This window comes from Halobacillus shinanisalinarum, from assembly GCF_022919835.1.
Taxonomy (GTDB): Bacteria; Bacillota; Bacilli; order Bacillales; family Halobacillaceae; genus Halobacillus_A; species Halobacillus_A shinanisalinarum.
In genome coordinates, this window is record NZ_CP095074.1 from 1,895,780 (window position 1) to 1,908,293 (window position 12,514).

The 12,514-nt window shown below is 37.2% G+C and carries 8 protein-coding genes and 1 pseudogene; all 9 read right to left on the reverse strand.

Annotated elements, in window-relative coordinates; all coding sequences use genetic code 11:
- Positions 1 to 32: 32 nt before the first annotated feature.
- The 9 genes and pseudogenes from MUO14_RS09455 to MUO14_RS09495 all read right to left on the reverse strand — a co-directional run bounded on the left by MUO14_RS09455 (position 33) and on the right by MUO14_RS09495 (position 11,894).
- Complete coding sequence (locus tag MUO14_RS09455; protein ID WP_244754978.1) at positions 33 to 764, reverse strand: IclR family transcriptional regulator; 732 nt, start codon at positions 762 to 764, stop codon at positions 33 to 35.
- A 481-nt stretch (positions 765 to 1,245) separates the two neighbouring features.
- Positions 1,246 to 2,025, reverse strand: a complete 780-nt coding sequence (locus MUO14_RS09460; RefSeq protein WP_244754979.1) for an enoyl-CoA hydratase-related protein — start codon at positions 2,023 to 2,025, stop codon at positions 1,246 to 1,248.
- A gap of 114 nt (positions 2,026 to 2,139) precedes the next feature.
- Entirely contained in the window at positions 2,140 to 3,348 is a 1,209-nt protein-coding gene (locus MUO14_RS09465) for a thiolase family protein (RefSeq protein ID WP_244754980.1), read from the reverse strand.
- Positions 3,345 to 4,216 (reverse strand): annotated as a pseudogene (locus MUO14_RS09470) (3-hydroxyacyl-CoA dehydrogenase). The gene MUO14_RS09465 and the pseudogene MUO14_RS09470 overlap by 4 nt, the downstream one beginning before the upstream one ends.
- 237 nt (positions 4,217 to 4,453) lie before the next feature.
- Positions 4,454 to 5,665, reverse strand: coding sequence for a CaiB/BaiF CoA transferase family protein (locus MUO14_RS09475; protein WP_244754981.1), 1,212 nt, complete (start codon positions 5,663 to 5,665; stop codon positions 4,454 to 4,456).
- 58 nt (positions 5,666 to 5,723) lie between these two features.
- Positions 5,724 to 7,523, reverse strand: coding sequence for an acyl-CoA dehydrogenase family protein (locus MUO14_RS09480; protein ID WP_244754982.1), 1,800 nt, complete (start codon positions 7,521 to 7,523; stop codon positions 5,724 to 5,726).
- Positions 7,524 to 7,721: 198 nt separating this feature from the next.
- Positions 7,722 to 9,653 (reverse strand): TRAP transporter permease, encoded by a 1,932-nt coding sequence (locus tag MUO14_RS09485; RefSeq protein WP_244754983.1) that lies wholly within the window; start codon positions 9,651 to 9,653, stop codon positions 7,722 to 7,724.
- A 79-nt stretch (positions 9,654 to 9,732) separates the two neighbouring features.
- A complete protein-coding gene (locus MUO14_RS09490; protein WP_244754984.1) occupies positions 9,733 to 10,884 on the reverse strand; it encodes a TAXI family TRAP transporter solute-binding subunit in 1,152 nt (383 codons plus the stop codon).
- Between the two features lie 191 nt (positions 10,885 to 11,075).
- Complete coding sequence (locus MUO14_RS09495; protein ID WP_318036037.1) at positions 11,076 to 11,894, reverse strand: enoyl-CoA hydratase/isomerase family protein; 819 nt, start codon at positions 11,892 to 11,894, stop codon at positions 11,076 to 11,078.
- Positions 11,895 to 12,514 lie beyond the last annotated feature (620 nt).

Here is a 12,514-nt window from a genome sequence, read left to right on the forward strand (position 1 = left end):
CAATTAACGTATTATTATTATCGTGGTTTCTCTCAATACAAAGATTTCGAAATACTATCTGCCGTTTCTAACAGCACAGGAATATGTTGTTCCATGGTATTTTTATTCCAACGGAAGAGAGGACCAGAAATAGAAATAGATCCAATTACTTTGCCTTTTGCACCAAATACAGGTGCTGATAATGCTGCTACATTTTGTGTGAGTTCTTCTTCATTTATGGAATATCTCGATTTTTCTATGACATCTAGTTTCGGTGTAATGATTTTTCTTTCTTCCTCTGGTAGAAAGTTCAAAATTTGCGTTTGTAAATCCTTATTAAGAAAAGCTAGAATTACTCGACCACTTGACCCTAAATGGAGGGGAATTCTATTACCTACCCCTGCCTTTCTGCTAATTTCTTGCTTGCTCACGTGTTCCGCAACACACATTCTAACCATACCTGTCAACATATAAAAGCCGACTGTCTCCTGTGTTATATCTCTCAACTTTTTTAGATACGGATCTATAAAAGAAAGAATAGGTAAATCAGTAATTATCTTGTTGGCGTAATCGATAAAAACTGTACCTAGTGAATATTTTTTAGAGTTTGTATCTTGAAATACCAACCCTTCCATCTTCAACGTCGTTAACAATCTATGTGTAATAGTAGAAGAAATATTAAGATTTTCGCTTATTTGCTTTATTCCTTGCGGCTCAGACTTTTCATTTAAATAGTTAATGATTTTAATTGCGCGTAACACTGTCGCTGATGTTTTAGAGCTCATAAATATAATCCTCCATCTTATTTAAATACTTGTAATTATATTATAGCGATTTTAACCAACGAAATGGTATATTTGCTGTTATTTATAGGATTATACATTTATCAATTCAAGTTCTTGATCAAAATCAACCGAGGGATAATCCACTTATGTTTCCTACTATAAACACTATTTATGATTTCGATAGGAGATAGAAAAATTACCAATAGGAAAAGAGTTATGGAAAGATTTTGCTCACCCTTACCGTTCGATCTTTAGGAAAGACCCCATCAAGGACGGTCTTTCTTTTGATGGAGTCTTTCTTCCTGGGATAATGACAATAATGTTAAGACAATTCGCTAGGGAGAAAGAAGATTCGATTAAAGGATCTTCTTTATGGAACGGGGTATGCCTCTTCTTTACACCAGTATGTTCAAAAATACTATCAACTAATAGGTGGTAGAGCTAGAAGAATTGCTTTTACAATGATATTCAGTACTAAAATTTAGCATCCCTTAAATTGTGATGGTCTTCGTTCACTAAATGCGTTAAGAGCTTCTATACGGTCTTGAGTAGGTATTGTCAATTCATAAGATTTTGACTCAATGGCAAGCCCGGTTTGCAAATCTGTATTCATTCCCTGATCGATAGCATACTTCGCCTGGGCTAACGCCACCGGACCATTTTGCACAATATCTGTTGCTAATGCCTCACATGTAGATTTTAGCTGAGGACGAGGCACCACCGTCAAAAATATACCTAAATCAAGTGCCTCTGATGCTGTTAATTTCTTAGCAGTGAAAATAAGTTCTTTTGCTTTGGCGGCTCCTATTATTCTTGGTAAACGTTGCGTGCCACCGGCCCCTGGAGTAATAGCCCAACTTGTCTCTGTCAATCCTACCATCGCCTCTTCAACTGCTATAGCAAAATCACATGACAATAGCCATTCGAACCCCCCTCCTAATGCATAACCATTAACAGCTGCAATGGTGGGAATCGGTAAATCTGCAATACTGTTAAATAATTCTCGAATCGCTTTGACATTTCTTCTAACTTTCTCTTCACTTAATGACTTTCGTTCCTTTAGATCAATGCCGGCACTAAAAGCTTTCGTCCCCTCTCCTGTAAAAATGACAGTTTTGATATCTTGGTTTATGTGAATCATATCTATTATTTCTTGCAATTCAGTAAGGGTTTTATAATCAAAACAATTTAATACTTCAGGTCGATTTACTGACACATAACCAATATTGTATTCAATTATGTATTTAATATTACTAGACATGAAATAACTCTCCCTCTTTTTATTAGGACCATACTCTGACAGAGCTAGTTTTAACATTAATGTTAATGTTAAAACTCTTAAAAATTAATCAATCTATTTTATAAAATAGATTGATTAACAGTCCTCCATATTTTCTACGATTACGGCTATGCCCTGTCCTACTCCAATACACATAGTAGCAAGACCATATTTCTCATTTCGTCTTTTCATTTCATGAATAAGAGTAGTCAAAATGCGAGCACCGCTAGCTCCTAGAGGATGCCCAAGAGCTATGGCACCGCCATTAACATTGACTTTTCCGTAGTCAAGGTCTAGCTGACGTATACACTCTATCGATTGGGAAGCAAAAGCCTCATTGATCTCAGTAATCCCTAGATCACTGACTGACAATCCAACTCGTCCTAAAGCTTTTTTTGATGCATAAATGGGCCCAAGTCCCATTACACTTGGATCTAGTCCTGCCGTGGCTCCTGTAAGGTACTTAGCAATTGGTTTCAAGTTTAATTCCTTAGCTTTTTCAGCGCTCATCATAAGTAAAGCAGATGCTCCATCATTGATCCCTGATGCATTGCCAGCTGTTACCGTCCCATTTTCAAATATCGGCCTTAACTTGCTTAGCTTTTCACGAGTGGTGTCTGGACGCGGATGTTCATCTGCATCGACGACAATATTATTTCCTTTCTTATCTTTATATGTAACGGGAACGATTTCTTCCGTAAAACGTTTCTCCTCTATAGCTTTTTTTGCATTCTGCTGGCTTTGGAATGAAAATTCATCTTGTTCTTCACGAGAGATTTTGTAACGCTTTGCTATATTTTCGGCCGTACGCGGCATAGATTCGGTCCCATACAATCTATCTATTGTTGGATTAACGAACCGCCATCCAATCGTTGTGTCCTGTAACTCCATAGTACCGCGCGGAAAATCTTTTTCAGGCTTCGCCATAACTAGAGGTGCTCGGGTCATGCTCTCCGTTCCTCCAGCTATGAAAACATCTCCCTCGCCAACTGCAATAGCCCTTGCCCCATACATTGCAGCATCAAGACCTGAACCACACAAGCGGTTAACCGTCGTTCCCCCAACTTCTACCGGTAATCCTGCAATCAACGAAGACATCCTTGCAACGTTTCGATTATCCTCACCAGCTTGGTTTGCATTCCCAAGTACTACCTCCTCTATTTGGTCAGGTGTCAAATTCGGATTCCTTTCTATTAAAGTCTTAATCACAATCGCCCCAAGATCATCTGGTCTAACGTCCTTTAAAGACCCTTTATATCTACCAACCGGGGTCCGGACAGCATCAACAATCACTACTTCTCTCATTTTTTAACCAACTCTTCTTTATTAGTATAATCATAAACACCTTTTCCACTTTTTTTACCCATTCGTCCTGCTTTAACATACTGCTCTAGTAGGGGCGCTGGACGGTATTTCTCGCCAAGCTTCTCATGCAAATATCTCAAGTTGTATAAACGTGTGTCGAGCCCAACAAGATCAGTGAGTTCAAGAGGACCCATCGGATAATTCAAACCAAGCTTGATCGCTTTGTCTATCTCTTCCGGTGTACCTAGTCCTTCTTGAAGCATACAGAATGCCTCATTGCCGACTAATGCATTGATACGACTTGTCACAAAACCAGGAAATTCATTAACAACAACTGTTTCTTTTCCCATTTTCTCAGCAACTTCTCTGATAATCTTTGCTGTTTCATCACTAGTTTCAAGTCCTCGTATAATTTCAACAAGAGGCATCTTATGTACTGGGTTAAAAAAGTGCATCGCAATTGTCTTTTCAGGACGTTTGGCATAAGAAGCTATCTCTGTCGGACTCATAGTAGAAGTATTTGTTGCGAAGTAACAATGCTCCGGCGCATGTTCTTCCATTGTTTCAAATACTTGCTGTTTTACGTCTGCATTCTCAGTTACAGCTTCAATAATGAAATCAGCAGTAGCAGCTGCTTTCGCCAGGTTGCTTTCATAACTTAAATTTTCGCGGCTTTTTTCTGCCTTTTCTGCTGTTACTTTCCCCGTGAGACTCCTTTTTCAAAAATCAAACCTATGTTTTTCTCTGCATCTTCTAAAGAATCCTTATTGATGTCAACTACTGTTACCGAATAGCCCCCAATTGCTCCAATATACGCAATCCCTCTACCCATTACACCAGAGCCCACTACAACAATATTATTCATTATTACTCCTCCTGCTAATGTTTTACTCAGTGAATTTCAAAACCACATACATTTCCGTTCTATCAGAATACTTCTGTCTATGTCCTAATCAGGGCTTCCTTTTACTGATGATTCCGATAATTTATTAACCACAAATTTATTTGACATAGAAGGGAAACTACCATTAAGTATTGTGTATTGTTAACTGTCAAAATGGTAGCTCCCAGCAAGCATGAGCTAATCACCAAAGAAATTGCATTTCTAATTACTAGTTACAGGACTATCACAAATAACTTTTTTCTTTATCAATAAGTCAATTTGCTGATTACTATACCCTAATTCGGATAATACCTCTGCATTATGCTCACCGTGGAGAGGTGGGTGTCTTTCAATAGACACAGGAGTATCTGACATTTTTAAAGGTGATCCTAAAAGTTTAACGACACCAACTTCAGGATGTTCAATTTCCTGTACCATTTCTCTTTCAAGAACTTGCTCATTTTCAAATACCTTATCTAAATTATTAATAGGTCCACAAGGAATATTGTTTTCTTGAAGAACTGCCATCCATTCATCCGCTTCTCTTGTTATAAATGCTTTTTGCAATAAAGGTATTAACTCCTCTCTATTTACGACTCTTCCATTAGAAGTAGCAAACCGCTCATCTTTGGCAAGATCTTCTCTACCTAAGAGAGAGCATAATTTATGAAACTGCCTGTCATTTCCTACAGCAACTACAATTTCACGATCTTTTGTATTAAAATTCTGATAAGGAACTAACGTAGGGTGTTGATTTCCATATCTCTTAGGTAATTCACCCGTATTTAGAAATCCCGTTCCTATATTTAATAAAGAAGCCACCATAGAATCTAACAGAGAAACATCACAATGCTGACCGCGCCCCGTATGATTCCTTGCTTGCACAGCCGCCAAGATACTAATAACAGCGTACAGTCCCGCGTACAAGTCAGCCATAGCAATTCCAGCCTTCACCGGTTCACCATTCGGTGATCCATTTATACTCATAAATCCACTCATCGCCTGAGCGAGAAAGTCGTAACCTGGAAGTTGCTTATATGGGCCTGAGTGACCAAAACCCGTGATGGAACAGTGAATTATTTTTGGGTTAATTGCTTTTAAAGTATCATAGCCTAACCCCAACCTTTCCATTGTTCCGGTCTTAAAATTTTCTACTACTACATCTGCTTCTTTAATGATTTCTTTTATAATATTCAGGCCTTCTTCTGTCTTCAAATCCACTGTTATTGCTCGTTTATTTCGATTAACTGCAGCAAAGTACAAGCTTAAGTTTTCTATATCAGGAGGATGCCATAGCCTAGTGTCATCACCCTTATCAGGGTTTTCTACTTTAATAACGTCAGCACCTAAATCACCTAGCATACTCGCACAGACCGGTCCGGCAACCACTCTACTTAAATCAAGAACTTTTATCCCGCTTAATGCTTTATTCATATCTTCCCCCCTACTCTTTAATCAATTATCGTTCTAAATTATAGCGGATAGTGATTACTTAGAGATTCACAGCTTGCCGAAAATTATTCAATAAATTTTCTACTCTTTCAGCGGAGACCTTACCAAAATTAACAATGTCTTCAAACGACTCCAGTAATGAGGAATCAGTGTAAACTAATTCGTCCAAACCATTAGAAGTTAGATAACGATGGATATACTGCAAGGTCATGTATAATTTTCGATAGTTCTCTTCTTCTGTGATTTGTATTTCAGACTCATTTAATAATAGACTGGCAGCCAGGACATGATACATTCGATTCATTAGTTGTTTCGCTGGCAACTCTCTTTCAGGACCATATATCTCTATTATTTTTTCTGATTGCTCTTCAACCTTTTTAGTAATAGCTTTGAGAATTTCGCTAACCTTCTGAGCTAAAGGGTTGGAGATCATTTCTATACGATAATAAATATTATTAAAAAACACTTCTCCTGCACTGTCTTTTGCCAATGCTCTAATTATATCCAAGGCAATAATATTTGTGGTTCCTTCCCAAATAGAACCCACGTGGGCATCACGAACAAGTTTTGCATCAACCCAATCTTCAATATATCCATTTCCTCCTCTAGCCTCCATTGCCTCTGCAGTAGAATACCTTGCACGTTTACAAATGTATCCTTTTAACAACGGCGTTAATATACGTAAAAGTTTTTTATCTACCTCGCTTCCTTGATCAGATTTGTCATAAACGGAAGCTGTATAAAATACCGTAGACGCCGCTACCTCAGAATCCAATTGCAATTCAAAAAGCGTTTCTTTCATAAGGGGTTTTTCGGCTAAAGAACTACCAAATGCTTCACGCCCCCTAGATGAAACAAGTGCTTCTAGAAAGCTTCTTCGCATCATTGCACTAGAGCGTACGGCATTTGACAACCGAGAAGAATTCACCATCGACATCATTTGTTTAAAGCCTTTCGTGACATCACCAACAACATAAGCAACTGCTCCTTCAAATGTCACCTCACCCGAAGCCATATCTCTTGTCCCAAATTTATCTTTTAGACGATTCACCTTATAGTTATTTAGAGATCCGTCCTCTAACTTTCTTGGCACTAAAAACATTCCAAGACCTTTAGTACCGGAAGGAGCCTCTTCTGGACGGGCTAAAACTAACGCTAAATCTGCTGAAACATTAGAACAGAACCATTTGTCCCCCCAAATTTCCCAGTGATCGTCAACTTTCTTCGCTGATACCGTATTAGCACCAACGTCTGACCCTCCCTGTTTCTCTGTCATAAATTGAGCACCAGTCCATAACTCATCTAAATCCGTACTTGTCATACGAGGTAGATATCTTTCCTTTAACTCTTGGCTGCCAAAATTTCTTATAACACGTGCCGCTGAATCTGTCATACTCATCGGACATGCTAGACCAAATTCAGACTGGACGAACAGATACCAAAACCCATACTTGAGAACATGTGGTATTTTCGTGGAAAAACCTAAAACTGGTTTATGTGACATGGCAACCAATCCAAAATCACCGTAACCTATTTTCATCATTTCTTTATAAGAGGGATGGTAGTCAACCTCATCCACGCGATCTCCCTTTTCATTGTAATTGATCAATTCAGGAGTCTTCTTATCTGCTGTTCTTGATAATTCATCCAGTCGTGTGCCAGCTACTTCCCCTAACTTTTTTAAATGTGGAAGCGACATGTCATACTCTTCCGATGAGAGATAATGCTTAAGCAAAAATGATAAATTTGGATCCTCTTTATAAAAGTCTAATCCTTTTGTATCCGGCATAGCTCCGATATGAGATTCTGTAGAATTAGACGTTAATGTTTTTAGACTCATATTTTTCCCCCCATTTGATATAAATTTATACGCATTTAACGACTACCCTTCAACTTTATTCACAATATAGGAAATGTTATTCCTATATTATAAATATAGTGCAATTTATCTGAATAGTCAACTTAGGTAGTAAATTCAGATAATTTTACATGATCTTTATTCAGCAATAATTGAACGTTTTACTTACCAATTCCCGTGTTAATTATCCATAACTTTATACTCTTCTCTCTTATTAACTGCTTGCCCCGAGTCTCTTTTCGATAAGATAAAACTCCCTATATAAACAAAAAATACAGTTATTAAACCGATAATATCGGTGGTCAGATTAGGAATAAATAAACAAACCCCTAAAGCAAATAAAAGAATCCGGAATAAAATATTGTCTATTCTCCCTACTCCAGTTAGATAACCTTCCAATGCAGAAGCCAGCAAACCTACTCCTATAATTGAAGTGGCTACTACTATAACGATCTGTGTTACATTTCCTTGCGCAATTAACTCTGGCTGGTATACAAAGAAGAAAGGTATCAAAAACGTCACTATACCCAAACGCATTGCTGTAAAACCAGTTTTCATCGCGCTTGACTTTGCTATACTTGCGGCGGAAAAAGCAGCTAGAGCAACAGGAGGTGTAATATAAGATGCAGTCGCCCAATATACAACAAATAAATGTGCTGCGATGGGATTTATCCCTACTTCTACAAGTGCTGGAGCCATAACAATAGCTAAAAATACATATACAGCTGACACAGTCATACCCATCCCTAAAATGAAACTCGTAATCGCTCCTGCCATCAGAATCAATAGTACATTGTCACCAGCCATAGCCACTAATTCTCTAGAAAATGAAAAAGACACTCCTGTTGCAGATAAAGCTCCAACAATAAAACCTACACCTGCAATAATACACACCACTTCAGTTAAAACCTTGGACATATTCACAACCATATCGAACATTTGTTTCAAATTCATTCTAGTTTGTTTTTTAATCATCGCGATTACTAATAATGCTGCACTCGCATAATAAGGGGCCTGACCTTCTGAGTTAAGAATGGTTATACATCCAATTAACAATAAAAGAGCGATAAGGTAATACCATCCCTCTTTTATTGTTCCTATAAATGAGGGGATGGTTGATTTCGGCATTCCTTTTAATCCCTTTCTCGCTGCATAACCATCTACTTGTACTAATAATGCAAGATAATACAAAAACGAGGGTATTGCTGCTGCAAGAATAATTTCCAAATAGGGAACACCTAAAAAAGATGCCATAATAAATGCTGCTGAACCCATGATTGGCGGAGTAATAGTTCCTCCTGTAGAAGCACAAGCCTCAACAGCTCCAGCATAATGGGCTTTATATCCAGACTTTTTCATAGCAGGGATTGTCATTGCTCCAGATGTAATCGTGTTAGAAATAGCACTACCGCTCAACATCCCAAAAAAAGCACTTGCTACGACTGAAACCTTTGCTTCACCTCCTCTTGTTTTTCCAAAAAGAGATTGAGCAAGTTTAAAGAAAAATCCTCCACCACCAGTGTAAGTAAGTACGACACCAAAAACTAAGAATCCAATAATTAGATTCCCAACTGTTGTAAAGGGAATACCGATAATGCTATTGTTGCTCATAACATGATTACTTGCGAGAGTGAAAAAATCATATGATTTTCCTTGTAAAAATCTAACGGGCATATTAGACGCAATAAGAGGGTAAAGAGATATAACTAAACACATAATCGATAATATTAACCCGCCTGTTCGCCTCAAAGACTCCAATAATAGAATCCAAAGTATAACACTGAAAAAAACAGCTAGTGGAGGCGCATTCCACTGCCACCCTTCTAAAATGATACGTTCACCATTGAAGCTAAAATACATTAAAGTTCCTATAGAAAGTACAAAAAATACTAAATCAAACCATTTAACAGGTGTAGGTTTTTTTTTACTAGCAGGAAATAGGAGAAAAGCAATTGAAGTGAAACAGGCTAGTAATAAATACAAATAAGAATTTTGCATAGGGTTTATCCCGAAAAGATTTAAATAAAACAGCTTATTTATAGACAAGAAAATTCCAGTCAGAGTTAAAATTACAACAATGATTTTCAAAGTTTTGTTTAATCTACCGTCCATTTTTGAACCTCCAAACGAATATTTTTACAAAACAACACGGTGTCAGTCACCTTATTTGACTGACACCGTGTCACTCAGTCTATTTCACAAGCTCACTTTTCCTTTCTAACCAATACTCCGCAAATTTTTCATCTGATATCCCTTTATCCTTAGCTTCCGCCACCACTTTTTCCCACGCTTCAGCTAAGCGATTGGATCGTTCAATTAATTCATCATTTTTTGCTTGCTTTTCCTCACTCCACATACCATTTTCCTTAAAGAACTCCACAGTTTCTTCATGAAATGGAAGTCCACGAGGTTCAGTTAATACTTTTTCTTTTGCGTAAAGAGATGCTCCTGGAACCGCGTCCTTAAATTGATCAAAGTTTTCATCCATCGCCTCTAACAAGCTTTTTATATTCTCTGCATCAGCATAACTAACTATTGAATAGCCGTATCCCATAAGTGGAGTTTCACCTTCCATACCTGCACCATCATCTCGACTTTCTGGGAATAGCCACGGAGCAACTTCTTCTACACGACTCCATCCTTCATCATCATTTGGATTCATATTAATCCAATCTATCTTACTTTTACTATCTGTCTCATAGAAAGTAGATGAGGATGGAATTCCACTGACCGCGTCTATTTGGCCTTGAGCGAGAGCTGCACCCTGACCTGCGTAAGTAGTTAGCTCAACTACCTCTACGTCATCCCACGTCAAATCTCCAAATGCTAACATTGCTTCAGTTTTTACATTGACAGAGGAGTTTCCAGGAAAATAAGGAATCTTCTTTCCTTTTAAATCTTCTATACTTTCAATACCGTCCTCTTCCCGTACACCAAATCCATACTGACTTATTGGTGACCATACAGCTCTTAAGTTTTGAGGCCCCCACGCTAGATCTGCGTATTCCTCTCTTCCTTCAAAGGCAAATTGTGATTCATCTCCCAGTTTACCTATGGAAGCTTGTCCATCTCTTAATACGGTCATTCTACCAACTCCAGTTGCTGAAGGAATCAGCCGAATATTGGTGTTGTACTGTTCTGTCAGCATATCCGCAATAGCTGACATTTCTGCGTATCCGCTAGCTCCAACGTCATATACACTCCACGTCATTAGGCTTGGGAGATTAATGCTCCCCTCATTGTTGTCCCCGTTAGATGCATTGCTCTTTGATGAATTACTACAACCAACGAATGTTAGTGCAGATGATATAAGTAAGATTATCAGAAATATGTTTTTTCTCATTTACTTCCCCCTAACTAGTCACTCACACTAGATAATATTTTCTAAAATATATCCCCATAAAAACTTTTTATATGAAGCGCTTCCATTTTAATGATAAACAGTACACATCCCCCCTATGAATAAAAACAAAAAATTGATATTTATAGTTCACTAATTGTACCTCGAATAAAGTAGCCTACATGTTCAAAGTACTATTCTCTCTTTGAAAAAGCATCTAATCTTTTTTGTGGTATTTCTGTTGAAAAAGTAAGGGCGAACTTGTTTACACTATCCTTGATTGCATAATCTAAGTTTGTGTTTTGCCAGGTTTGAAATAATTCTTTTTGTTGTCTAACCGTGTAAAAAGGCTTTTCAACAACTTTATTTGCAAATACTTCAGCAGTTTCTCTTAGTTGATCTTGTTCAACAACCAAGTTTAAAAAACCAAATTGATTCATACGTTCTACATCTACAGGTTCACCCAGTAATAACATTTCCTTTGCTAAACTTAATCCGACATACTTTTGCAAAAGAACTGAATCCAATACAGATGGAATCCCTAAGTTAATTTCAGGCATCGAAAAAACAGCATTTTTTGATGCAATTCTAATATCCGCAGCCATACTCATTTCTAGCGCACCACCAATACAATGTCCATTAATCGCCATAATTACAACTTGTGGAATGGTGCGAATGAGTTGACAAGCCATTCGTAACTCAGATATTAGTTCATATGCACTTTGAGGATTTAATTGATCAAATTCATTTACATGCATGCCTGTCGAAAAAGATTTGTCTCCTTTTCCCGTAAAAATAACAGCTCTTACCGTATCACTATTTGATATTTTTTGTAGCTGTTGAATAATTAGTGATAGCTCAAACCTTGTTAAACAATTTAGTTTTTCTGGACGATTAAACGTTATCCATTCGATTTTTCCTTTTCTTTCAAAAATTACATTATTGTCAGCTATAACAATCTCTCTCCTTCCTAAAATTCCTATAATAGGAATCCTTTTTCTCTTTTTGTGAATTTATTGTATCATGTATTTATGATTTTTAAAATCACTATTTTAGAAATTATCGGAACTTTCTAACTATAAAACTGTTTCTATATATAAATTAGTCAAGCGACAATGGTGCTGTACTCAAAAAATACAATATCGATTCAAAATGAAACAAACCTAAATCGAGAGGTTTGCTTAAGAGGATCCAATTCGATTAGTTCAGCAATGACTTGATTTTACTTAATGGCGACTCAATATTTGTAATGCAAGTACGTGTTCTATTTACTTTATCCTCCTTGATAGAGGTATATATAGAATAATATTGACTTTTATCATACACGATTGATATAATAAATTCGTCGAATATTCTAAAAATAATCTATCTCACTTCTGGTTAGGCACCCCCTTTCCAGATCAGTGAAGAAGGATTTTTTTCAAAATAAAAACTGTCAAATCTAGTAGACTCTATTGAGACAATAGAGCGATAGCTTAGACGAAGAGCCAGTTAAGCAGATATGGACATAGCCCATGTCTGCTTAACTGGCTTTTTATTTTTCAATTAGAAAGTACAACGAAAGCTATTAAGGAGGTTTTTTATGAGAAGAATGGCAGAATCATAAATATCCTTTAAAAAAGTGGACATGAAA